This window comes from Bavariicoccus seileri WCC 4188 (assembly GCF_000421665.1).
In the GTDB taxonomy this organism is placed as follows: Bacteria; Bacillota; Bacilli; order Lactobacillales; family Aerococcaceae; genus Bavariicoccus; species Bavariicoccus seileri.
In genome coordinates this window covers 75637-97284 of the sequence record NZ_ATXL01000002.1, presented here as the reverse complement: position 1 = coordinate 97284, position 21648 = coordinate 75637, and the positions used below count along the sequence as shown (strand labels likewise).

The window sequence follows — 21648 nt, the reverse complement described above, 5'->3', positions numbered from 1 at the left end:
AGCTGCTTTTTGAACACCGTTTAAAGAGGTAGTTCTAGTAGCGCTTAGCTTCGAGCCATAAGGCATGCTAGCCTGGGAATTTTTAATTCTTAGCGAGATTGACTTATGTCTGAAGAAGAAGAATAAGATTTTTAAAGGGCAGAATCCTTAGTATATAGGGATTCTGCTCTTTTTCTTCTTTTTGAATGCCAAATTGAATGCCATTAGATTATCAAGCATTAAGATGTTGAACAAATTTATCAACAGTTTGGATTTTTGTCTCTTTACTTAGATGACCATAAGTATCCATTGTAATTTTGATTGAAGCATGTCTTAGTCGATCTTGTACGTCCTTTAATGATGCACCAGCGTCTAGAAGAAGGCTAGCATGTGTATGCCTTGTCACATGGATACCTAGAAAGGGAACTCCAGCTTTTTCGGTAATTGTTTGTAACCGTACATAGATAGCATGATGAGTTACGATTTGTTTATAAATACCGCAAAAAATCATTTCAGGATTGGTTAATCCAATGTGCAACATAAATTCTTTTTGATTTAATTGCCATTTTTTTAGGAAAGATAAGGTAACATCATCAACTGAAATTGTGGCTGTGCTGGTATCTGTTTTCGGTGAAGAGACCTTATAGCCATGTTTTGTTTGACTGAGAGTTTTGTTGATAGTGACTGTTTTTTCATCGAAGTTGATGTCATTCCAGTTTAAGGCAAGAGCCTCGCTGATTCGACAACCTGTGTAAAATAGGAATCGCATAAGTGTCTTATCATATTCAGAACGGTATGTCCCACTCTTTGATTGAAGATACTCAGAAATTTTTTTTACTTCTTCCTTGGTGTAGGCTTTAACCTTTTCTGTGGTTATTCGCTTTTCACGTTTTGGCATCATAATATGTGACAATGGATTGTTTGTTATAATGCCAAGATTTATCGCATATTCAAATACTCTTTTTGCAGTTGAATGCAGTATTCGGTACTGATCTGTTTCTTTTGCCCACTGATTAATGATTTCTTGTGCCATCCGTACAGTCACTTTATTCACTCTTAGATCACCATATTTTGGTAGAATCCATTTTCGAAACTTAATTTCGGTTTTCATGAAGGTTACTTCTTTTACAGTAGTTTTATAAGTGTCTAGCCACAAATCATAAACTTGTTGAAAAGTCTCATTTCCATCTTTTTCGAGACCTTTTTGTTCAAAGTCCACTTGCAATTTAGCTAAAGCAAGTTGGGCTTCTTTTTTTGTTTTAAAATTTCTTCGAGTGGTTTTAATGGGTTTACCTGTTACTTTGTCAGTTCCCAGATAAGCTTGGAATTTCCATGCTTTATCTCCGTTCTTTTTTTCATATTGATCAAAATTAGCCATTTTAATTTTCCTCCTATTGTGTGGGGCACATAGGAAAGGAATGAACTTTCGTTACTTGTTCTGTTGAGCTTCTTGAATGAAGGCTAAGTCTTTTGCAGTTTTTTCAATTTCCTCAAATGGTAAGTTGTCAAAGAAGACTGGTTTCATCTCTGGCTTCCCATGACGATCCAAAATCGGATTTCCGTCTTCATCCAAACGCATTTGTGGGGTGAAGAAACGTTCAATAAAGGCTAGCTTTTCTGCTACCTCATCTATTTCTTTCACTGTATGGCTATTCAAAATTTTCGCCAAAGTAAACAAGTTTTGGACTTTTTGATCGTATTCGTCAATGCGATCGAGAATAACCGTTGTTTCGGAGACCGCAATCTCTTTTGGTGAACCAAAGAGCTGAATCGGTGTCGCATGAAAGACCGTCGCAAATTTTTCCAAGCTCTCAAAGGTCGGGTAACGGATTCCCCGTTCGATATTGGAGATGGTTTGTTTTTGTACACCAATCTTTTCGGCGAATTCCGTTTGGGAAAGTCCCATTTCTTTTCGTAAACGTGCGACATTGCCGCCAAAGTTTTCTATCATTTTCCTCACCTCGGCTCTATCATAAGCGCTTTCCCTAAAAAATTCAAGCAAAAAATAAACTAAATAGTATTTCAAGTAAACTTTTTAAATATACTTGACATCTATTTTGAATAGCGGTAGAGTGTACGAAAAGATACTATTTTATTTATTTATAGTTCTTTTAGTTTTAAAAAGAAAATATAAGGAGGTGAAAAGGATGTCGGTATTGGAACAAGCGCTCCTGGATTGGCAAAAAGATCAGACCAATCAATTCTTTGCCCTGTTAGAAACCCGCTTGGAAGAAACACAAACCCAACAGGATATCGTCAAACAAAAATACTGTGCGGCGCATTTCGATGTGAGTGTTAATACATTGAAAGAATGGGTTCTTCAGGGCTGTCCAGAAATTCGATTGGACTCAGGTATGGTTTTATACAGCATTCAAGCGGTGAGAAGATGGTTATTAACCTATCAAAACTAAACAAAGGTGTGGGGCCAAGGAAAGGAGCCGGTGTCGGGTTGGGGTGGTTGCCGCAGCCGTTGCCTCGACTGGGATGGCTGAAAGCCAATCAGCAGGCGAGGCTTACGGAAGCGTGGAACGCACGGGTCTTTTGCGAACACCAGACACCGGCTTAGGATAAGGTGCCTTTCTAATAGCACCATATAAAGAGAAAAATAATGGCTAATAACTACCGGAAAAATGCGAAAAAAGCCGATACTACCAAGCTTTTTCACAACAAAAATGATTTGCGAACCATCGCAAATTTTAAAGGAGGTGACCAAATGACCAAAAGTACCCAGAATGTACTAGGAAAAGTAGACTGGTTTCAAGCCGTCTTGCATCAAGTCAGTTACCAGACGGTCTTTCAAGACTTGTTAAAAATCAGTTTAGAATCCGTCTCGATTCAAGCAGGCAGTTTAAAACATGAAGAATACGATATTGTCTACACCTGTGGCTTTCTCAAATACTACACCTATCACCAGCCAGAAAAGGCCAAAGAACGCGGAACCCTTGTCTTAAGTGGGCAAGCCTGTACCACTTATGAATGGATTATGCTTTCGTATAACGCAAAAGCGAATGTCTTTCAAGAACTTGCTACCCGGTTTTACGAGTATGCCAGTCAAACCGCCTTCACCTTTGAAATCAAGCGTCTGGATTTAGCCTTGGATGATTACAATGAGGTGCCCTATTTCACGGTGGATCAAATCCATAACAAAGTTAAGAGAAAACAGTTTCTTTCAAAAGGACGAAGCTATCAACTCCATGACAGTGAGTTTGATGCCAAACAACGGGCAAAAACGGTTAGTATCGGCGTTCGAGGATCGGCTTGTATGTTTCGGGCCTACGACAAAGCCAAAGAAATGGCCAAAGATTTTGATGGAGCAAAACAAGAGGAAATTCTGGCTCGGGCTCCCCAAATTCGGTTGGAAATCGAGACACGAAATGATGTTGCAGAAAGTCTCTTTCGAACAATTGCCTTTTTACCGCAAGATCAATGTGTCGCAAACTTAATTCGAGGGTTTCTGCAAACGGAGCTTACCTTTTACACAGACGGCTCCTTAAAGCAGGTCTGTCGTTGGTGGCAAGACTACCTAAAGCCAAGCCTAGTTCCCACTATTACCCGACAGTATCAAGTGAGTAGCTTTGACCGTTCCTTGAACTGGTATGAATACGGTGGACCCATGGCATTAACCCAAGCACTCTTTTTCTTGCATCATGAGGGGGTCGGGATTGACCCAAGTTTGTTAGAGATTCGCCCCAATTATGAATGGACTCCCGAACTTTCTGATCGCATGATTCAATACGTCAGTGAACAACAACGTCCCGATTTAATTCCACTTATTCAAGAACGCACAAAAAAAGTGTCCGTCACTTCCCAATAAGTGAACGAACGCTCTGTTAAAAAATTTTCTAAACCAAGTATAGCAAAGAAAGGAAGAATATACGATGCCAAAAATGTTAAGTATTAATGATTTTGATTTCGGAGCCATTGGCCCAACCTTTGAACTAGATGAGGTCACTCCGAAATTTGCGACCGAAACCCGAACTGATGAAAACGGACAAGTTATTCTAGATCGCGAAAACAAACCAAGAAACTTCTATACCGATGAGATTATCGGGTACAAATATTCGGTGACCATCCTAGAAGGACAGTTCCGTAAAAAAGCAACGCAAGTCACCGTCAACACCTTAGATCATCCGATTGACAATGACGAAATTATGAAACGTGAAAGTGTCAAATGCCGGTTTGAGAACTTACAACCAAGTAGACCTGGGCACCCGATGTATTACAAGGCAGATAAGATTGTATTGTTAGGAAATCAGAAATAGAAATGTATATTCATAAATAGCAAAGACTCCATCAATTTATTTTTGAAAACTCATTAAACAGCCTAATCTATCATGTCAATTTAGAAAAGGCTACTTCTCTCGATTCAGGACAGTTTTTTAGTGTTTTGAGATAAATACCCAAACAAAGAAGAAACTGGTGGTACCTTGTATATGTAGCATAAATCTATTTGAAAGGGAGTTTTATCATGCAAAAGTTTCAAAAATTAAACGAACAAGAATTGAAACGATTAATGGGAGGGTATAGCTCAAAAGATTGTCTAAAGACATTGGTAAAGGAATAGGGGCAGGAACTGTAGCTGGTGCAGCTGGTGGCGGATTAGCTGCTGGATTAGGTGCTATTCCAGGAGCATTTGTTGGAGCGCATTTTGGAGTAATTGGTGGTTCTGCTGCATGTATTGGTGGACTATTAGGAAATTAGGAGGAACTATTAATGAAAAAAGAAACACTGAATCAAGCAGAAATGTTAAAAGTAATTGGTGGAAAAATTAACTGGGGTAGTGTAGGTGGTTCTTGCGTTGGAGGAGCAATAATTGGTGGTGCCCTAGGTGGACTTGGTGGAGCTGCTGGCGGTTGTCTGACGGGAGCTGTTGGAAGTATTTGGGACCAATGGTAAAAGCATTAGTTTTCTCTGCTGTAATCTCTTTAATTGCATTGGGTAACTACCTAAAGAAGAAAGATTTACCTTCGAAAAAGAAATTGATTTTAACAGTTGCCATAGCAATCTTTTTGATTATCTATGAATTTTTCTGGAGTATTCTAACTTGATAGATAATGTCATTTACATTTTAGAGAACAGAATAAAGACAAATTGTTACTAACTTAAAATTTTTTGAGAAATTAATCTGCATCATGGATTTGTATTGAGACGTTCTATGATGCAGATTTCTATTTTCTTAACGATTTATTAGCTAATAATTCAATTAATTGAAAAAATTGAAGGTGTTCGTTTTGAAAAAAATTGTCAAAGCAGCAATAAGTGTACTAATTGTAGTATCAATTTTCTCGGCTTACCTGCCACAAACTGTTTTTGCAGCAGAATCTGTCATTGATACAAATGAACAACAGCAATCAATAAAAAAGTAACTACAAATGAATAAATGTTAAAAGTAAAATAATATAGAGTCATTACTAAAATAATGGTGGTGGCTCTATTTGGGTATTGTCTAGCCTTAAGCTAATTTATCTCCATTTGTGAGGTACATGACAAAAGAATTAAGGCTAAATTACTACCAAGCAAATTAAATGTATTGTTGTACTAGAGATTATTGGAAGAAATGCTAGGTTGAATGGGAATCAATCGGATTAAGATGATAAGAATCAATTGAAAAATAATCCAAATGATTGGAGAGCCTAAAAAATTCTTCATTTTTCCCTTACGAGAAGCTAGGAAAATATTGTATAGAACAAACTATTTGGGTAAATAAAAAAGAAAACTCCTTAGACTCTATCTTTTAAACCATAAAGAAACAAGGAGCATGCAACCCTCTATCTTTTCAAATAGGGATTCTGACCCTTGTTTTTGATTTTAATATAGAAAATCTTTGTTTTGGATCTACAGATACATCAGGAGTCGGAAACAAACCAATTATTAATAGTTTCTAACAAGTTATCTGTTCCTTGAGAAGATAGAAGATCTTGATCACTATCCTTTAGTAATGAAAAATCGACCTTATAATCTGGAGGAATGGGTTGGTTATTAAAAATACACTGTCCATTTATTGGGAAGTTAACTTCATAATACCCTACGGTGTAAATAAGCCACCAAAGCTCCTTTGAGTTATGATTAGAAAAAAAGCGATTCATATTAACTGAAGTATAACCGGCGGATGGGAGGCCAAAAACTCTTACGTTAGGATTATTTCGTAGTGCTAGTATAAGGCTTTCTGCTGCGCTGGAAGTTTTATCATTTGTTATAACAGCGACTTTTTGATTTAAGATTTTTTCTTGTTGTGAAGGAAGCCAAGATGTAGATAACGTATTGATAGTGCCAGGAATACCTCCGAGTAGTTGAGCATTTTTTAATAATACAGGGTATCTATTTCTGTGGTTGTCTATTTCGTTAAAAAGTACACCATCAGGAATCAAAGAACTGGTACCAAGAATCATTGGTTCTCGAGCGCCTCCGTGATTATTAGATAGATTTAAAACAATATTTCCTGATACGTGATTAATCAGTTTAGCAAGTGTAGAAGCATAATCTTCTAAAAAGTTCTTATCGTCTGGACTGTATGCACTTGGAATATTGATGATTGTCAAGTTTTTATATTTTGAGATTGTAGGGAAATTACTATTTTCGAATGTTTGAAACTCTTCATCAGAAGTAATTTTCACTAAAGAGCTATGTTTATTGATACTATAAAGCAACCCATTCCAATCATCTACATTATTTATTTTTTTCCCGTAACTAGTTAGTTTTGAAATAGTTTTCCATGTGGGTTGATCGTTGATAATTTCGTATTGTGATAGAGTAGAAAAAATTTCATATCCACGGGAATCAATTGATTTCGGATGTATCCAAAATAGAGAAAGAGAACCAAAAATAATGATCCCGATACCGCTGATAAAACTTAGATATTTTTTGATACGCATAATGCTGCTCCTACAGATAAATTAAACAGATGATTCTATCTTTTACGACAAAGGTTCTGACCGCCACCGATGTAACCAAGTGTATCGGAATCAATTGGGCAGGCGCCTTGATGGGGATAGGTAGTGCCACCTAATGCCATATCGTAAGGATTAGTTTTCCCATCGGGATTAAAAAAGGCACCTTTGGGAGGTGTAACTCCACCCCCACTGATTTTAGTCAATTTCAAATGACTTAGTTCTTTCAAGTTTTGCATAATAAAACTCCCTCTCAAAAAGATTTATGTTACATATACAAGATACTACTGATTTCTTTTCTATTTGTTTTTTTATCTCAAGACAAAAAAAAACTATCCTAAAACGTAAAAAGTGGTTCTTTTCTAAATTGTCGTGATAGATTAGCAACTTGATTGTTTCTTTAGAATCAAATAAAACCTCTGAAAATCTACGATATGTGAGAGAACGTATATGAGTTAAAATCTACTTTGAAATATAGTAATTGATGAAAATAATCGAAAAAGACATCGTACTTTTTTCTACCACTAAAAGTAGTGATTTTTTGAAATTACAGTTCGTCGCAAGTTATATCTTATTTATTTTATCAATTCGTTTTTCCAATTATTTCCTAAAAATAAAAAAATAGATAATTTGAACCGCCCCCCAAAAGTTAGACCAAAAATCTAGGCTTTTGGGGTCGGTATTTTTATGTCTAAATATAGTTTTGAATTCAAATTGGAAATTGTTCAAGAATACCTGGATGGGAAAGGAGAGTATGTTTTTTTAGCAGAGCTGTAGGCAGTCAAGCAGGGAGCTAAATCAGAGATTGGATGAATTTCTACTGTGAGCTCGGTGGCACTTCAGTTCTTTAACCTACTGCTTTTTCCATGATTTAAAATTGGTTTTTATCACCATAATCTGATCGGTAAACTCCATTCAACCCGGCTTTCCTTCCAATGGTACTTAGCTCCATTATCCATTCATTTTGCATAGAGGAAAACTTGAGCTTTTTTGTAACAGCAGTAAACGAAATGTAATTCACGAGCCGATTGACCAGTGGGGCCTGCTCAATCTTAGGATCGTCAAGTTTTTGATAGACTTTCATTAACACATCTTGAATATCCTTAAACGAGCTATCTTTGCTTTTTTCAAGATCGTTGAAGAGATCATGAATAATTTTCTGTGCTGCTCGTTCCCTTTGATTTAACATTTTCCTGGCACCGCCCCACCAAGCCAGCCTCCAATTGCGTACTGGGCTAGACAGCCTCCAGTAATTCCCCATTCAACCCAGCACTTCTTTGAATCACAGTATAGACCATTACCATAGTAAGTTGCTCCTCCGGTTACTTTTTTTAATTCTACTAATGAGATTTTCTCCACGTTTTTCATTTTCTATTCCTTCTTTTCAAATTATATTATTTGAAATATCACTTTTAAGCTAGCGATACTATTTTGGGCTTTTCTTTGTAATTGAATGAATATTTAAAAGTAGTACAACTGCTAAAATAACTATCTTAATAGTTAGCGACCCTGTATTTTTATATGGCTTTAAAATAAAGAAGAATAAGCTAAATGTAATTACTAGAACAAAAATATCTACTGGTTCCATCCGTTCTTTTATTTCATTGCCTTTTTTAAGGAGCATTATAGCCGATAACTCCTCCAATAATTCCTCCAATTACACCACAACCAGCCATAGCCCACGGTCCTCCAGCAGTACACCACTTTACGCCCGTTGCAGCACCACTTAAGCCACAGGTTAATGTATTAGTAGCTTTTCCACTACCTGTAATATCTTTTAAATTGTGCAATTCTAATATTTCATATTTCATTTTTTTCGTCTCAATCTACTTTTATTTTTTTGAATCAAGCCCAGCTGTAAATCCTCCAGCTACTGCACCGTATATTGCTCCTAAAGCGCTACATACTGGAGAACCAACTACTGTTGGTGCGCAAATTGCCGCTCCCACCGCTGCACCACCGGCAGCTCCGCCACCCATAGCATATATAAGATCCTTAAAAGAGCCACCTCCTTGAACGACTTTCATTTCCAAAGTTGATAATTTTTCCCCTATTTTCATAACAAACACACCCCATTTTTTATTTTTTGGTACGAGAAAATTGTATTCAAATCTACATCTTTGATATGATTTCTTCAATTGTATAAAGCTTAGAAGATGCTATACCAGTTCCTAGTACAGTATAATTTTTTAATTGGTTCGGAGTGACTTGAGTAGCTTCATAAATATTTTTTGTAAAGTAGTATCGATTCTATTTAAATAATCCGTAATTAATCTGCGCTGTTTCTTTTTTCTGATTTGAACTGGTAGAGTAGTTAAGACTATTATGCCGATTAATAAAAACGACATCGCTAAACTATTCAAAAATGCATTTGAAAAGTATATTGCTGTCAACCCAATTATCGCTATAGAAGCAGTTAAAAAGAGATCCTTTTTTTCGTTCTTCGGCATAGTCATCCTCCTTATAAAGATTTATTTTTGTGAAATCCAGTCTTGTCCTGCACCGACTAGAAGTATCAATTCTTCTTTGCTTAAATTTTGAACATTTTTCATAGTAAAACTTCCCATATAATTTTTATTACGAGAAAAATATATCATTCGAATTGAATTTTTAATTTAATTTGTCTCAAGATGATAATATTTTGTACTGAAATGTAAACGACCCTATTCATCTGTGTCTTTTTAGTGTAATTTTTGTTTATTTTCGTTTCAGCTGCAGTTCTATTCACTTTAGGATATGAATGAGAGATTTCAGGACAATTCGGAATAATATTCTATGAATACAAGTATATTTACACCATATTAAGTGCTAGAGAAGGTGTAAGTACAATGAGAAAAATAAAATTGATTAAGCAACATGATGAAAAAGATTGTGGTGTTGCCTGTCTTTCTATGATCCTAAATTTTTATGATACGAGCGTTCCTATCAGTAAATTACGTTTAATGTCAGGGACAAACAGCCAAGGTACCTCAGCCTTTGGATTAGTCCAAACATTAAATGATTTCCAATTTCAAACGCAGGTTTTTCAAACTGATGAATCAATTTGGAAGGAAGAATGCGTGACCTATCCATTGATTGCTCACGTAATCATTGATGGAGCATTCTTCCATTACGTTGTCGTTTATGGAATGAAAAATGGGAAGTTGCTTCTGGCTGATCCGGCTAAAGGAAAAATTGAACGAACGCCAGAAGAATTTTCTTCTATATGGACAGGAATCTTATTAACTACTACTCCTACTGAGAATTATCATCCCACACAAGATAGATCCAATGGTTTATTCTCTTTTGTTCCGTTATTGGCAAGTCATAAGAAGACAATTGCCGGTATTGTACTTCTTTCTTTTATATTAACTGTGTTTGGCATCATAGGTTCTTATTACTTTCAAGTGATAATTGATTGAATTGTACCTTCAAGATCTGTTAACTTATTAGAAATCATCTCAATAGGTCTTTTGTCAATGTATGTGATACAAACACTATTCCAGTATTTTAAACAGTATCTTTTAATTAGGTTAGGACAACAGCTAAGTTCTTCGATTATGCTGAAGTATTTCAATCATGTTTTGAATTTACCAATGAACTTCTTTTCAACAAGAAAATCAGGGGAGATTGTCTCAAGATTTTTAGATGCCAATAAAATCATCGATGCCTTGGCGAATGCGACACTTTCTTTATTTTTAGATGTGTCCATGGTTGTAATTATTGGAACTGCTTTATTTTTACAAAATCGTCTTTTGTTTTTAATTAGTTTTAGTACACTTCCAATTTACGGCTTAATCGTCTTTCTATTCATGAAACCATTTGATCAAACAAATGAAGAGCAAATGGAATCTGGTGCAGTAGTCAATTCTCAGATTATTGAAAGCTTGAAAGGGATAGAGACAATAAAGTCCTTTAATGCGACAGATCAAGTATTTGAGAAAGTTCAGAGTCAATTCAAAGAGATGATGGATAAATCATTCAAAAATGCGAATCTTGATAATCTACAATCGAATTTAAAAACGGCGCTTCAAATAATTGGTTCTACCACGTTATTGTGGGTTGGTACGTACTTAGTAATCGAGGGGAGCTTGTCTATTGGACAATTGATTACTTATAATACCCTGATGTCTTTCTTCACAACACCTTTGCAAAATATCATTAATCTTCAGGTAAAGATTCAAACAGCAAAAGTAGCTAATGATCGATTAAACGAGGTTTTCTTTCTGGAACGGGAATTTATAGGTGAGGCAACCAGTCAACAAATGAATAATATTGAATTGTTTACAAAAGAGCCATTAATCGAAGTAAAGGACTTATCTTTTGCCTATGGATTCGATGAAAATGTTCTAAATGATTTTTCCTTTTCAATTAAATCAAATGAAAAAGTAGCAATCGTTGGGATGAGTGGATCTGGTAAATCAACGTTAGCCAAATTACTCATGAACTTTTATAGTGCTGAAAAGGGGACCATACGTATTCAAGGTATTTCTATTCAAGATATCTCAAAGATCGGTTTAAGAAATATGATTGGATATGTGTCACAGGAAAGTTTCTTTTTTAGTGGCAGCATCTTTGAAAACCTGATTTTTGGTTTAGACTATCAACCCACGGAGGAACAGATTCTTTGGGCATGTGAAATGGCTCAAATAAAAGAATACATTGAAAGATTGCCCCTTAAATTCCAATCCCCGATAGAAGAAGGGGCTAGTAATCTCTCCGGTGGTCAAAAACAGCGATTAGCTATTGCAAGAGCTTTACTAAAGAATTCAGATATTCTGATACTCGATGAGGCAACTAGTGGATTAGATACTCGTTTAGAGCACCGTATCATTCAAAATTTAATGAATATGGAGAATAAAACTATTCTATTCATAGCACATCATTTATCTATAGCTAAAGATTGTGATCAAGTATTTGTTTTAGATAATGGACAACTAGTCGAATCTGGTACGCATCAACAATTGAGAACACTAAATCAAACATATGAAGAACTCTGGGAAATGATGACAACCGCATAAAAAATGATGAAAATAAAGGTCTGTTACTACACTGCCTATTTTATATGATTCTTGCTATAATTAGAGCACTATCAGAATTAGGAGTGTTTTTATGGTATTGCTAGATTCTCTTTCTTACTTTTTAATAGAGTTCTTTGATCTTCTTTTACTATTTATATTGATACACTTATTGACCAACATAAGGTCCAAATTATTTTTTATAGGCATATTGTTACTAATAATACCTCTTACATTAATTTCAATGATGGATGCACTGGTAGGAGTACTTGCGGTCATGCTCTCAATAATTTTATTTTGTTTATATAGATGGAAAAGAAATGATATACGCATTCTTAGCAGTGATCTTTTTGGGATACTCCTTTCAGTATTGATCTATTGGATCATTCCTTTTCTTACTTCTAATTTAGCTAGATTCATTTTTAGTCTTAAAATGGATGTATTAAATAATCGAGGAGCTTTAGTAGTTGTTGCTGTGATTACAATGAATTGGCTGTTTTCGCTAGGAATTGCAATAATAATTCAGCACAAAATATTAAGACAATCCTTCTCATTGGAAGAAAATAAAATTTTTACTATGCAACTAGCTATATTAGTCATCATAATAGTTTTATTTAGTGAAGTTTTAAGAGAAATGCAAGCTCTGGGTATTTTTAGCCTAATAATGCTTGGATTTCTTATTGCTCAGTTTTCACTAACAATTTATTTTACCTATCTCTCAATAAAAAAGAATCAAGAAAAAAGGGAGCTTGAAAATTTAAAAGAAAAGATGGAAATGATGAATAGCTACACTAGCGATGTAGAAAGAAACTATCAAGAGTTAAGAAAATTCCGTCATGATTATAAGAACCTTTTAATTGGTTTAAATGCATCAAAAGAAGTGAATGAAATAAATCGTGAATATTTGGCTGAGATGTTAGATTACTCACATCAGATGATTGACAATAACGTTATGCGTTTTTCTGAAATTGGTAACATTCAAGTTCAATCTTTTAAGTCTCTTATGGTTACTAAACTATTGCAAGCAGAACAAGAAAATATTATCGTGCATTTTGAATGCCTAAAACCAATAAGTAATTTTAATCTAGAAGAAGTAAAACTAGTTCGGATAGTTGGAATACTCATGGACAATGCAATAGAGGCCGCGAAAGAATCGTCTGATAAAATATTAAATGTTTTAGTAATTGCAAATATTGATATGATAGAAATTTCTATCGAGAATTCATACAAAGGAAAGTTACCTTCTTTAGTTTTAATGAATAAAAAAGGATTTAGTAGTAAGGGTCCAGGTAGAGGTCTAGGATTAAACAACCTAAATGAAATATTATCAACAACAAAACAAGCTGATATTACGCACTACGCCGCTGATCAGCTATTTATTTCTACTCTAAATATAAAGAAAGCGTGATTAGTATGGCTTTGCCAATTTTCTTATGTGATGATGATTCAGCATTAGTTCAATACTATAAGTCTGTGATTGAAAACTGGATTATGATCAACAACTATGATATGGAGCTTATTTTTGCAACTACAGATCCGGATGATATTTTTCTCTATCTGAAAAGAAATAGTATTACCAATTGTTTATTCTTTTTGGATATTGATCTCGGTATGCATCTTGATGGCATCGATATTGCTCAACAAATTAGAAAAGATAACGAGTTCGCACAAATTGTCTTTATTACTTCACATCAGGAACTAGCAATAAAGACCCTAGAAAGACAGATATCACCATTAAACTATATTGTGAAGGATAGTCAGACTGAAAAAAATCAAATTCAAAAAGTACTAAATAGTTGTCACCAACAAACTTTCATTGATCGTTTACCTAACCAACGACATTTATCATTTTTCATGGGTTCAAGAAGTATCAGAGTAGATATCTCGACTATTTATTTCATCGAAACTTCTCCAACACCCCATAAATTAATTCTATATGGTGAGAATATTATGTATGAATTTTATGGAAAGATGGATGATTTAACAGATGAGTATCCTGAATTGCTTCGTGTACACAAATCATTTTTAATCAATCCACAACAAATAAAATCAATTGATTACAAATCTCGCACTATAACATTTCCAGAAGAATACTCATGTAATTTCCCACTTGTTAAAACGAAGCTATTGAAAAACTTGTTTCATAATTAGTTCATTAAGCTTTATCAGTGTGCATCTAAAAATCTCACAGATATATTCGGTGAATTTTTAGATGCTTTTTTGCATTTTTCAGTCATATGAATTACAAAGATGTAAAAATTGTGGTGCACAAAACGAGTTTGACATACTTGTGCCTATCGTAAGAGTTCAATTTTGTTATAGTGACTAGATTCAAATTAGTTTCATTTTTTTAATATATTCGTCTCACTTAATTTAGATTTTGAGATAAAAAAATACGATGTTATGACAAATCAATCACTTCTTAAATGGTGAGACATATACTTTAGTTACTAATTAAAAGGAGTGATTACATGTTGAATAAGAAGAATCTTACGAAGCAAGAAACAAAAGCTATCAGAGGGGGAGCACCAAGTGGTGGGTCAATATTTTCGGGAGGGAAAAATGCAGTACAAGATCTGTTTAATAAAGTGAAAGACTACTTTAAATAGACCGTAACATTCATGATTTGATCTGTAATTTGAGAGTTTAATTACTTGATACTATTATTATCATTCTTGTATTTTTTTAGATTGGTTTTAGATAATTCATGATAAAACTATTTTTTTGTAATGTACACTATGCAACATTTTTCTTGTGAAAATAATAAATTGGAGGTTTTTTAAATGGAAAAAGTAAAAGTATTGTCAATTGAAGATACCAAAAAAGTAATTGGGGGTAGTGCTTGGAGTAAATTAGGACAAGTTGTTGGTGGATTAGCTACGGGTGCTGCTGGAGGTGCAGGTTTAGGAACTGCAATTTGTGGACCTGCTTGTGGTGTTGTTGGTGGACTGTATGGTGCTGTAGCCGGTGGTGCTGCCGCTGGTTGGGATGCAAAAAAATAAAGGAGTGTTTTGACTATGAATGAAAAAGCATACACAGTTTCTCTTTCTACTCAGGAATTAAAAGCAATTACGGGAGGTAGCGCAGTAGGGATTTTAGGTACTACTTTATCTGGAGCAACTGCAGGTGTAAAAATATGTTCGGCTGGTGGTCCATATGCAATGGCTGCTTGTGGAGTTGGTGGTGCTTTGCTAGGAGCTGGTTTCGGTGCATGGACAGGTGCCTAAGAAAATTTTGAGAATAAAAGTTCAAGACTGGTTTATTTCAATAACTAATATAGTAATGTTTGTCATTTTTTCTAAAATATGGAATGGCGAAAAATTGTTATCGAAATTTCTATTTTTAAGCATTGTTATATTAGTAAATATTTTTATTTTATGGAATTCAAGATCAACAGGTTCAAAAGAATAACTCTATGAAAATTTATCTATAATTAAAGTAGACTAAAAATAAAATTGAAGGCCTATAACAATCTTTAAAGATTTAAGGAAGTAAATGATTCTGAACTGATTAATCTACTGAAAAGTGATGATTCATATTGAATCTTGGTTGGCTGTAAAGAATGCCCTTACTGCCGAGAGGTTTCAAAAATGTTGCCAGAATTCAAAGAGATCAGTAAATTGCCAATCTATTATGTCAATATAGAAAAACCTTATGGTGATACGTTATCAATTGAAGACAAACAATTGATACTATCATTCTTTAGTGAAAAAGTTGGGCTTCAATATACTCCAACATTTATTAGAGTCGACCATCAAATTCCAGTAAATGGGTTTATTGGATCAAACACTACATTAGCTGATCTTAAGTCTTTTAATTACTAATTCGAATCAGTACAATTAAGAATCAAAATACAATTTAATCGGTAGAGGATGAGATTAATATCTCGTCCTCAATTTATTCTGAAAAATGGTACTTTTTCGAAAAGATTAAAATAAATAATTAATCCGTATATCTGAAAAGCTCAGACATCTGCATATTGACTGGCACATATATCTTTACGAAAATGTTCACTACATGAGGTTTAAGTATTGAAATCATTATTAATGCCTAATTCTTTGAACACTTCAGGTAAATGAAGTCTCTTTGAAAGTGTTGGAACTAAAATTGCTCTATATTACTTTCCTATGTGCCCCAATTTTGAATGCCAATTTGAATGCCATTCTTTTGATTTTTAGTTCTATCTAGTGATATTTGAAGGTTCTCACTGCTTCTAAAAATATTGATATTCCATAGGTTGATGTCTACTACATCGCAGAAAACATTCATGGATGAAGAGGCTGCTTTTTGAACACCGTTTAAAGGTTATTTAAAAAGAATTATACGATTAGATCAAAAGAGTAAGAATAAAATAAGATTAGAACTGATAATGGAAAAAGGAGTTTCAGAGTAGCAAACGCTACTCTGAAACTCCTTTATTCCTTATAAAAATATAAAATAGCTAAAACGCTAAACAACTACAAATTAAAACGATAAATTAGAGTCATATTTTAAAGCGATAGGCTATGAAAATCTCGGCACAAATGTTGGTCGTTTTTTCTTCAAGGATTGTGTGATTTCCACAAAATTACCAACGTGGGTAACTTCCAATGACTGAAGTGGTGCTTTGATTGTCCGTTGTAAGACGTAGTCAATCTCATTGTCTCTAATCGGCCTTTTAGGATTAATGATCACTAGATCTTTATGTGTTGGCGCGATTGTGTAGATAACAGTCGTTTGTCCTAAAGAATAAACTTTTACCATTTGTGCGTCCGTGTTAGACAACTGTTCATTGACAAGCTTGGGATGATTATTAGTAATGTCGATCAATTTCATAGTGCGTTACTCCTCCACCCATGTTGTTTTTTATTATACGCTTTTTTTGAAAAATTATCATGTGATTTGATCTAAGAACACTCAAAAAAATCTAAAAATACCCAAAAAAATGAAAAACTTCACTTAGTGGGCGGAACTAAGACGTAAAAGGTTGTCTATTTCTTCAAAAAATGGTAATGTTATAAACTGAAAGGACGTTGTAATAATAACGTTCTCATTCACAAAATATACTTTTTACGAAGGGGTTTATCAACATGGAAAAACGCGAATTTGATATCATTGCAGAAACAGGGATTCATGCTCGTCCTGCGACTTTATTGGTGCAAACAGCTAGTAAATATTCAAGCGACATCAATTTAGAGTATAAGGGTAAAGCCGTTAACTTGAAATCGGTCATGGGCGTTATGTCTTTAGGTGTTGGTCAAGGTTCTCATGTTGTCATCACTGCTGATGGCGAAGATGCAGCTGAAGCAATTGCTGGGATCGAAGAAACTATGAAGAGCGAAGGATTGGCTGAGTAATGACATTTAAGACAACAGGGATAGCCGCCAGTGATGGCGTCGCAATCGCAAAAGCTTATTTGTTGACTGAACCAGATCTAACATTCAAAAAAGTTGAAGGACAAGATCCGAAAGCTGAGGGCAAACGGTTAGATGAGGCTTTGGCTAAAACCCAAGACCAAATCAAAGTGATCCGTGATACAGCAGCTGAAAGTCTTGGCGAAGAAGAAGCTAAGGTTTTTGATGCACATCTTATGGTCGCTATTGACCCTGAATTGATTGGACAGATTAAGACAACTATCGATAGTGAAAAAGTCAATGCTGAGAGTGCTTTGAAAGAAGTAACTGATACTTTTATTAGCATGTTTGAAGCAATGACTGACAATCATTATATGCAAGAACGTGCGGCTGATATCCGCGATGTGACCAAACGTATTTTGGCAAACTTATTAGGGGTAGAATTGCCTAGTCCTGCAACGATTAAAGAAGAAGTCGTTGTGGTAGCTAATGATTTAACACCTAGTGATACAGCTCAATTAAACCGTAAATATGTGAGGGGTTTCGTTACTAATATTGGTGGACGGACGAGTCACTCGGCTATTATGGCACGTTCACTTGAAATTCCAGCAATTGTTGGTACAAAGACAATCACCGATAATGTTGAAAAAGGCGACTTAGTTATTATTGATGGATTAGACGGAGAAGTTATTGTTGATCCTGATGAAAAAACAGTTAAGTCTTTCAAAGCTAAAGGTGAAGCCTTCCATAAACAACAAATTGAATGGGCTAAGTTGGTGGATGCAAAAACTGAAACCAAAGACGGTGTTCATTTTGAACTCGCTGCAAATATTGGGACTCCAAAAGATTTAGATGGTGTTTTGAACAATGGTGCGGAAGCAGTTGGATTATATCGGACTGAGTTCTTGTACATGGATTCAGAAAACTTTCCAACTGAAGACGAACAATATGATGCTTATAAAGCTGTGCTAGAAGGAATGAATGGCAAACCAGTCGTTGTTAGAACAATGGATATTGGTGGCGATAAGGAATTACCTTATTTGAAATTACCAAAAGAAATGAACCCATTCCTAGGTTACCGCGCTATTCGTATTTGCTTGAATGATGAAGGGATGTTCCGGACACAATTACGGGCATTGTTACGTGCTTCTGTCCATGGACAATTGCGAATCATGTTCCCAATGATTGCAACTCTTGATGAATTCCGCCAAGCGAAGAAGATTCTCTTGGAAGAAAAAGCAAAATTAAAAGATGAAGGTATTGAAGTAGCAGATGGCATTCAAGTAGGAATCATGATTGAGATACCTGCTGCCGCAGTCTTAGCGCACCAATTCGCAAAAGAAGTTGACTTCTTTAGTATTGGTACAAACGACTTAATCCAATATACGATGGCTGCTGACCGCATGAATCAACAAGTTTCTTATCTCTATCAACCATACAATCCTGCTATTTTGACATTGATCAAACATGTGATTGATTCTGCTCATGCAGAAGGTAAATGGACTGGTATGTGTGGTGAAATGGCTGGCGATCAAATTGCTGTACCATTACTCGTAGGCTTAGGCCTCGATGAGTTCTCTATGTCTGCTTCATCAGTCTTGAAAACACGTAGTTTGATGAGCAAGCTTGATACTTCTGATATGAAGGAACTTGCTGCAAAAGCATTAGAACAAGGAACTGTTGAAGAAGTAACTGCGCTAGTTGAAAAAGCAACGAGTCATTTAGATTAATTGACTCGATTAATCGACCATTTATGTTAAAAGATCAAAGGACTAGGAATTCGTTCCTAGTCTTTTTTCTTTTTTATAGTTTCTACGTCAAAGTGGGTAGCGACTGGAAGTTGCAAGGGTGTTTTAAGTCTCGAAATTGCTCGACTTCTCTGGCTTCTCAGTCTTTAGCACCATTTTAGTGGTTTGTCGTACCATGTAGAGGGCAATTTTGCTATAATATAACTATCATTTTTGGAAAGTGTAGGCCATGTTATGCAGATAGGCATTTTTACTGATACTTATTTTCCCCAGGTCAGCGGTGTGGCTACTTCAATCAGTATGTTGAAGAGCGAACTAGAACGGCTAGGGCATGGTGTTATCATTTTCACCACGACAGACCCCAATGCCACTTATGAAACGAACGTCATCCGTTTGCCAAGCATTCCATTCGTCGCTTTTCATGATCGGCGTGTGGCTATTTCTGGTGCCAATCGAGCACTTAAAATTGCTAAGGAATATCAACTCGATATCGTCCATACACAAACGGAGTTTAGTTTGGGATTGATTGGACGGTACGTGGCTAATAAGTTAGATATCCCATTAGTCCATACTTATCACACGATGTATGAACGTTATTTACACTACATCGCACAAGGCAAATTGTTGAAACCAGAGCACGTTCGTAAATTATCTCGCTTCTACTGTGATCGTACATTTGGTGTTATTGTACCGAGTGAGCTTACTAAAAAAACATTAGAATCTTACGGCGTAAAACAACAAATTTTTGTGATCCCGACTGGAGTTCCTTTACCTGCTTATGATGTTGAAAAACGTCAAGAGTTAAGGACTCAGTTAGGCTATACAGATGATGATATCGTCTTGTTATCGTTAAGTCGGTTATCGTCTGAGAAAAATATTGATACCATTATCCGTCAGTTTCCAACGATTCAAGCTATCCATCCATCGGTTAAGTTGTTGGTTGTTGGCGATGGCCCAGATCGAGACCGTCTACAGAAAATGGTTGCTGATGAGCACTTGACTTCAGTTGTTCAATTCACATTAGAGATTCCAAACAAAGAGGTTTACCGCTATTATCAAGCTAGCGATTTATATGTGAACACTTCAGATTCTGAAACGCAGGGGTTGACTTATATCGAGGCAATTGCAAATGAGTTACCGGTCATCGCTAAGAAGAATACTTATCTAGAAACGATTGTGACGGCTCGTGAATGCGGTAGATTGTTCGAATTCAGTGATAGCTTTGGCGTGACGGTTGCCCAATATATTACAGAAGATCTAGCATATGCGAAAACACATCATGACGCTAGGGATGCTATTAGAGAATCTATCTCGGTAGAGAAATTCGGAAAAAGTGTTCTTGAAGTTTATCAACAATCTATTCGCAATCATCAGTGGTTTGAAGAACACGAAGAGGGTATGTTAGAAGCTCAAAAAGAATTGTTTTTAAAGTTAATTCAAACGGGTCGCAAAAAAAAGTGATGAGGCAGAAAAAAGCAACGAGTAAGAGATACTATGATTAGGAGGTCTATCAATGACAACAGTTGGATTTATCGGTACGGGTGTGATGGGCAAATCAATGGCAGGACATATTCTTGATGCCGGCTTTGACGTGATCGTCTATAATCGAACCAAAAAGAAAGCAGATAGCTTAGTTGAACGAGGCGCTATATGGGCGGATTCGCCAGCTTTAGTGACTGAGAAGAGCGATGTGATATTATCTATTGTTGGCTTTCCTAAGGATGTCGAAACTATTTATTTTGGCGAGCGAGGTGTTTTCTCAGTTGATGTGACGGGCAAGTATCTCATCGATTTAACAACTTCTACCCCAACTTTAGCACAAAAAATTGCTCAGACAGCGACAGATCGAGGGGCACATGGGATGGATGCGCCGGTATCTGGTGGTGATCTAGGTGCTCAAGCTGGTCGTTTAACAGTCATGATTGGTGGTAGCAGCGAAGATTTGAAAGCTGTTGAGCCGGTCTTAGAGCCTTTTTCAAGTGCTATTACACTACAAGGCGGACCTGGGGCTGGGCAACACACCAAAATGGCTAATCAAATCATGATTGCTGGAACGATGACAGGGATGGTCGAATTGCTTGTCTATGCCAAAAAAGCTGGTCTTGATTTAGAAAAAGTATTGAAAACAGTCGGAGGCGGTGCTGCGGCGAACTGGTCGCTAAGTCATTATGCACCACAAATCTTGAAGGATGATTACAGCCCAGGATTCTTTGCAAAACACTTTTTGAAAGACTTGACGATTGCCCTTGATGAAGCAAAAAAAATGGGGTTAGAACTACCAGCAACTCAGGTTGCTAGAGACTTATATCGTCAATTAGTGGATGAAGGCTACGGGATGGACGGCACCCAAGCATTAATCAAACTCTGGTGGCAGTGACGTCTAGATGGTAATGAGTCGCTTTTTTTGCTATAGTGTATTCAGAAGTTTTACCCGATAAGGGTTAGAAATGAGAGATGAATATGGCAAACTCTAAATTAAAGGAAATTATCAGCCGAATCGAAAAAACGATGGTAGCTGATGAACCGAACCGGACACGTCATTTTGCCCACTTAGGTGAAGAGGTCTGTGCTGTTACGTATCAACCAGAGGAAAACTTGTTTAAATTGGAAGATTTCAAGAATCAACAAACCTATCAATTCGATGATATTGACCTCGTTGCGATTGAAGTATATGAAATTCTTTAACCAATTATAGAACGGAGAG

General features: G+C 35.8%; 29 protein-coding genes. 19 read left to right on the top strand and 10 right to left on the bottom strand.

What is annotated here, in order from left to right; all coding sequences use genetic code 11:
• Nucleotides 1–211 precede the first annotated feature (211 nt).
• Nucleotides 212–1357, bottom strand: coding sequence for a site-specific integrase (locus H541_RS0101010; protein WP_022795493.1), 1146 nt, complete (start codon nucleotides 1355–1357; stop codon nucleotides 212–214).
• Nucleotides 1358–1408: 51 nt separating this feature from the next.
• A complete protein-coding gene (locus H541_RS0101005; protein ID WP_022795492.1) occupies nucleotides 1409–1930 on the bottom strand; it encodes a helix-turn-helix domain-containing protein in 522 nt (173 codons plus the stop codon).
• Between the two features lie 196 nt (nucleotides 1931–2126).
• On the opposite strand from H541_RS0101005, the gene H541_RS0101000 reads away from it, so the two are divergent.
• The 6 genes from H541_RS0101000 (at nucleotide 2127) to H541_RS13695 (ending at nucleotide 5345) form a co-directional block, all read left to right on the top strand.
• Nucleotides 2127–2390, top strand: a complete 264-nt coding sequence (locus H541_RS0101000) for a hypothetical protein (RefSeq protein WP_010753425.1) — start codon at nucleotides 2127–2129, stop codon at nucleotides 2388–2390.
• Between the two features lie 302 nt (nucleotides 2391–2692).
• Complete coding sequence (locus H541_RS0100990) at nucleotides 2693–3793, top strand: replication initiation factor domain-containing protein (protein WP_240470880.1); 1101 nt, start codon at nucleotides 2693–2695, stop codon at nucleotides 3791–3793.
• Between the two features lie 64 nt (nucleotides 3794–3857).
• A complete protein-coding gene (locus H541_RS0100985; protein WP_022795489.1) occupies nucleotides 3858–4241 on the top strand; it encodes a hypothetical protein in 384 nt (127 codons plus the stop codon).
• A gap of 274 nt (nucleotides 4242–4515) precedes the next feature.
• Nucleotides 4516–4680, top strand: coding sequence for a hypothetical protein (locus tag H541_RS13115; RefSeq protein ID WP_156831848.1), 165 nt, complete (start codon nucleotides 4516–4518; stop codon nucleotides 4678–4680).
• A gap of 12 nt (nucleotides 4681–4692) precedes the next feature.
• Entirely contained in the window at nucleotides 4693–4875 is a 183-nt protein-coding gene (locus tag H541_RS0100975; protein WP_022795488.1) for a Blp family class II bacteriocin, read from the top strand.
• A 335-nt stretch (nucleotides 4876–5210) separates the two neighbouring features.
• Nucleotides 5211–5345, top strand: coding sequence for a hypothetical protein (locus H541_RS13695; RefSeq protein ID WP_022795486.1), 135 nt, complete (start codon nucleotides 5211–5213; stop codon nucleotides 5343–5345).
• 480 nt (nucleotides 5346–5825) lie between these two features.
• On the opposite strand, the gene H541_RS0100960 is transcribed toward H541_RS13695, so the two are convergent.
• The 7 genes from H541_RS0100960 to H541_RS0100920 form a co-directional block, all read right to left on the bottom strand.
• On the bottom strand, nucleotides 5826–6851 hold the full coding sequence (locus tag H541_RS0100960) for a S41 family peptidase (RefSeq protein WP_022795485.1): 1026 nt from the start codon (nucleotides 6849–6851) through the stop codon (nucleotides 5826–5828).
• 35 nt (nucleotides 6852–6886) lie between these two features.
• Nucleotides 6887–7105 carry a hypothetical protein gene (locus H541_RS0100955; RefSeq protein ID WP_022795484.1) on the bottom strand — a complete coding sequence of 73 codons (219 nt, stop codon included), beginning with the start codon at nucleotides 7103–7105 and terminating at the stop codon, nucleotides 6887–6889.
• A 632-nt stretch (nucleotides 7106–7737) separates the two neighbouring features.
• Entirely contained in the window at nucleotides 7738–8055 is a 318-nt protein-coding gene (locus H541_RS0100945; RefSeq protein WP_022795483.1) for a bacteriocin immunity protein, read from the bottom strand.
• Nucleotides 8049–8234 (bottom strand): leucocin A/sakacin P family class II bacteriocin, encoded by a 186-nt coding sequence (locus tag H541_RS0100940; RefSeq protein WP_022795482.1) that lies wholly within the window; start codon nucleotides 8232–8234, stop codon nucleotides 8049–8051. The genes H541_RS0100945 and H541_RS0100940 overlap by 7 nt, the downstream gene beginning before the upstream one ends.
• A 245-nt stretch (nucleotides 8235–8479) precedes the next feature.
• Nucleotides 8480–8677, bottom strand: a complete 198-nt coding sequence (locus H541_RS0100930; protein ID WP_022795480.1) for a Blp family class II bacteriocin — start codon at nucleotides 8675–8677, stop codon at nucleotides 8480–8482.
• 21 nt (nucleotides 8678–8698) lie between these two features.
• The gene (locus H541_RS11145; RefSeq protein ID WP_022795479.1) at nucleotides 8699–8926 is read right to left on the bottom strand and encodes a Blp family class II bacteriocin; all 228 of its coding nucleotides are present in this window, start codon (nucleotides 8924–8926) and stop codon (nucleotides 8699–8701) included.
• A 129-nt stretch (nucleotides 8927–9055) separates the two neighbouring features.
• Nucleotides 9056–9316 carry a hypothetical protein gene (locus tag H541_RS0100920; protein ID WP_022795478.1) on the bottom strand — a complete coding sequence of 87 codons (261 nt, stop codon included), beginning with the start codon at nucleotides 9314–9316 and terminating at the stop codon, nucleotides 9056–9058.
• 378 nt (nucleotides 9317–9694) lie between these two features.
• On the opposite strand from H541_RS0100920, the gene H541_RS13575 reads away from it, so the two are divergent.
• The 8 genes from H541_RS13575 to H541_RS0100880 all read left to right on the top strand — a co-directional run bounded on the left by H541_RS13575 (nucleotide 9695) and on the right by H541_RS0100880 (nucleotide 15687).
• Nucleotides 9695–10267: a cysteine peptidase family C39 domain-containing protein gene (locus H541_RS13575; RefSeq protein WP_240470879.1), complete on the top strand. Its 573-nt coding sequence runs from the start codon at nucleotides 9695–9697 to the stop codon at nucleotides 10265–10267.
• The gene (locus tag H541_RS12455) at nucleotides 10268–11866 is read left to right on the top strand and encodes a peptide cleavage/export ABC transporter (RefSeq protein WP_276202751.1); all 1599 of its coding nucleotides are present in this window, start codon (nucleotides 10268–10270) and stop codon (nucleotides 11864–11866) included. It abuts the gene before it with no gap.
• Nucleotides 11867–11957: 91 nt separating this feature from the next.
• Complete coding sequence (locus H541_RS0100905; protein WP_022795477.1) at nucleotides 11958–13271, top strand: sensor histidine kinase; 1314 nt, start codon at nucleotides 11958–11960, stop codon at nucleotides 13269–13271.
• Nucleotides 13272–13276: 5 nt separating this feature from the next.
• The gene (locus H541_RS0100900) at nucleotides 13277–14014 is read left to right on the top strand and encodes a LytR/AlgR family response regulator transcription factor (RefSeq protein WP_022795476.1); all 738 of its coding nucleotides are present in this window, start codon (nucleotides 13277–13279) and stop codon (nucleotides 14012–14014) included.
• Nucleotides 14015–14334: 320 nt separating this feature from the next.
• Nucleotides 14335–14472, top strand: coding sequence for a hypothetical protein (locus tag H541_RS13110; RefSeq protein WP_022795475.1), 138 nt, complete (start codon nucleotides 14335–14337; stop codon nucleotides 14470–14472).
• 174 nt (nucleotides 14473–14646) lie between these two features.
• Nucleotides 14647–14865, top strand: coding sequence for a Blp family class II bacteriocin (locus H541_RS0100890; protein WP_022795474.1), 219 nt, complete (start codon nucleotides 14647–14649; stop codon nucleotides 14863–14865).
• 15 nt (nucleotides 14866–14880) lie between these two features.
• Nucleotides 14881–15090 carry a Blp family class II bacteriocin gene (locus tag H541_RS0100885; RefSeq protein WP_022795473.1) on the top strand — a complete coding sequence of 70 codons (210 nt, stop codon included), beginning with the start codon at nucleotides 14881–14883 and terminating at the stop codon, nucleotides 15088–15090.
• 318 nt (nucleotides 15091–15408) lie between these two features.
• A complete protein-coding gene (locus H541_RS0100880; RefSeq protein ID WP_205617792.1) occupies nucleotides 15409–15687 on the top strand; it encodes a PedC/BrcD family bacteriocin maturation disulfide isomerase in 279 nt (92 codons plus the stop codon).
• Between the two features lie 679 nt (nucleotides 15688–16366).
• On the opposite strand, the gene H541_RS0100875 is transcribed toward H541_RS0100880, so the two are convergent.
• Complete coding sequence (locus H541_RS0100875) at nucleotides 16367–16678, bottom strand: DUF1827 family protein (RefSeq protein WP_022795471.1); 312 nt, start codon at nucleotides 16676–16678, stop codon at nucleotides 16367–16369.
• Between the two features lie 254 nt (nucleotides 16679–16932).
• Here H541_RS0100875 and H541_RS0100870 point away from each other — a divergent pair, with 254 nt between their 5' ends.
• From H541_RS0100870 to H541_RS0100850, 5 genes are all read left to right on the top strand, one after another.
• Nucleotides 16933–17199: a phosphocarrier protein HPr gene (locus H541_RS0100870; protein ID WP_022795470.1), complete on the top strand. Its 267-nt coding sequence runs from the start codon at nucleotides 16933–16935 to the stop codon at nucleotides 17197–17199.
• Nucleotides 17199–18926: a phosphoenolpyruvate--protein phosphotransferase gene (gene ptsP, locus H541_RS0100865; protein WP_022795469.1), complete on the top strand. Its 1728-nt coding sequence runs from the start codon at nucleotides 17199–17201 to the stop codon at nucleotides 18924–18926. The genes H541_RS0100870 and ptsP overlap by 1 nt, the downstream gene beginning before the upstream one ends.
• Nucleotides 18927–19178: 252 nt before the next feature.
• Entirely contained in the window at nucleotides 19179–20405 is a 1227-nt protein-coding gene (locus H541_RS0100860; protein ID WP_022795468.1) for a glycosyltransferase, read from the top strand.
• 52 nt (nucleotides 20406–20457) lie between these two features.
• A complete protein-coding gene (locus H541_RS0100855) occupies nucleotides 20458–21321 on the top strand; it encodes an NAD(P)-dependent oxidoreductase (RefSeq protein WP_022795467.1) in 864 nt (287 codons plus the stop codon).
• Nucleotides 21322–21404: 83 nt separating this feature from the next.
• Nucleotides 21405–21629, top strand: coding sequence for a DUF1797 family protein (locus tag H541_RS0100850; RefSeq protein WP_022795466.1), 225 nt, complete (start codon nucleotides 21405–21407; stop codon nucleotides 21627–21629).
• Nucleotides 21630–21648: the final 19 nt, after the last annotated feature.

Excerpts from the sequence above, each read along its gene's own strand:
- H541_RS0101010 (WP_022795493.1), bottom strand. The coding sequence starts at position 1,357 with ATGGCTAATTTTGATCAATATGAAAAAAAGAACGGAGATAAAGCATGG.
- H541_RS0101005 (WP_022795492.1), bottom strand. The coding sequence starts at position 1,930 with ATGATAGAAAACTTTGGCGGCAATGTCGCACGTTTACGAAAAGAAATG.
- H541_RS0101000 (WP_010753425.1), top strand. The coding sequence starts at position 2,127 with ATGTCGGTATTGGAACAAGCGCTCCTGGATTGGCAAAAAGATCAGACC.
- H541_RS0100990 (WP_240470880.1), top strand. The coding sequence starts at position 2,693 with ATGACCAAAAGTACCCAGAATGTACTAGGAAAAGTAGACTGGTTTCAA.
- H541_RS0100985 (WP_022795489.1), top strand. The coding sequence starts at position 3,858 with ATGCCAAAAATGTTAAGTATTAATGATTTTGATTTCGGAGCCATTGGC.
- H541_RS0100975 (WP_022795488.1), top strand. The coding sequence starts at position 4,693 with ATGAAAAAAGAAACACTGAATCAAGCAGAAATGTTAAAAGTAATTGGT.
- H541_RS0100960 (WP_022795485.1), bottom strand. The coding sequence starts at position 6,851 with ATGCGTATCAAAAAATATCTAAGTTTTATCAGCGGTATCGGGATCATT.
- H541_RS0100955 (WP_022795484.1), bottom strand. The coding sequence starts at position 7,105 with ATGCAAAACTTGAAAGAACTAAGTCATTTGAAATTGACTAAAATCAGT.
- H541_RS0100945 (WP_022795483.1), bottom strand. The coding sequence starts at position 8,055 with ATGTTAAATCAAAGGGAACGAGCAGCACAGAAAATTATTCATGATCTC.
- H541_RS0100940 (WP_022795482.1), bottom strand. The coding sequence starts at position 8,234 with ATGAAAAACGTGGAGAAAATCTCATTAGTAGAATTAAAAAAAGTAACC.
- H541_RS0100930 (WP_022795480.1), bottom strand. The coding sequence starts at position 8,677 with ATGAAATATGAAATATTAGAATTGCACAATTTAAAAGATATTACAGGT.
- H541_RS11145 (WP_022795479.1), bottom strand. The coding sequence starts at position 8,926 with ATGAAAATAGGGGAAAAATTATCAACTTTGGAAATGAAAGTCGTTCAA.
- H541_RS0100920 (WP_022795478.1), bottom strand. The coding sequence starts at position 9,316 with ATGCCGAAGAACGAAAAAAAGGATCTCTTTTTAACTGCTTCTATAGCG.
- H541_RS13575 (WP_240470879.1), top strand. The coding sequence starts at position 9,695 with ATGAGAAAAATAAAATTGATTAAGCAACATGATGAAAAAGATTGTGGT.
- H541_RS0100905 (WP_022795477.1), top strand. The coding sequence starts at position 11,958 with ATGGTATTGCTAGATTCTCTTTCTTACTTTTTAATAGAGTTCTTTGAT.
- H541_RS0100900 (WP_022795476.1), top strand. The coding sequence starts at position 13,277 with ATGGCTTTGCCAATTTTCTTATGTGATGATGATTCAGCATTAGTTCAA.
- H541_RS13110 (WP_022795475.1), top strand. The coding sequence starts at position 14,335 with ATGTTGAATAAGAAGAATCTTACGAAGCAAGAAACAAAAGCTATCAGA.
- H541_RS0100890 (WP_022795474.1), top strand. The coding sequence starts at position 14,647 with ATGGAAAAAGTAAAAGTATTGTCAATTGAAGATACCAAAAAAGTAATT.
- H541_RS0100885 (WP_022795473.1), top strand. The coding sequence starts at position 14,881 with ATGAATGAAAAAGCATACACAGTTTCTCTTTCTACTCAGGAATTAAAA.
- H541_RS0100875 (WP_022795471.1), bottom strand. The coding sequence starts at position 16,678 with ATGAAATTGATCGACATTACTAATAATCATCCCAAGCTTGTCAATGAA.
- H541_RS0100870 (WP_022795470.1), top strand. The coding sequence starts at position 16,933 with ATGGAAAAACGCGAATTTGATATCATTGCAGAAACAGGGATTCATGCT.
- ptsP (WP_022795469.1), top strand. The coding sequence starts at position 17,199 with ATGACATTTAAGACAACAGGGATAGCCGCCAGTGATGGCGTCGCAATC.
- H541_RS0100860 (WP_022795468.1), top strand. The coding sequence starts at position 19,179 with ATGCAGATAGGCATTTTTACTGATACTTATTTTCCCCAGGTCAGCGGT.
- H541_RS0100855 (WP_022795467.1), top strand. The coding sequence starts at position 20,458 with ATGACAACAGTTGGATTTATCGGTACGGGTGTGATGGGCAAATCAATG.
- H541_RS0100850 (WP_022795466.1), top strand. The coding sequence starts at position 21,405 with ATGGCAAACTCTAAATTAAAGGAAATTATCAGCCGAATCGAAAAAACG.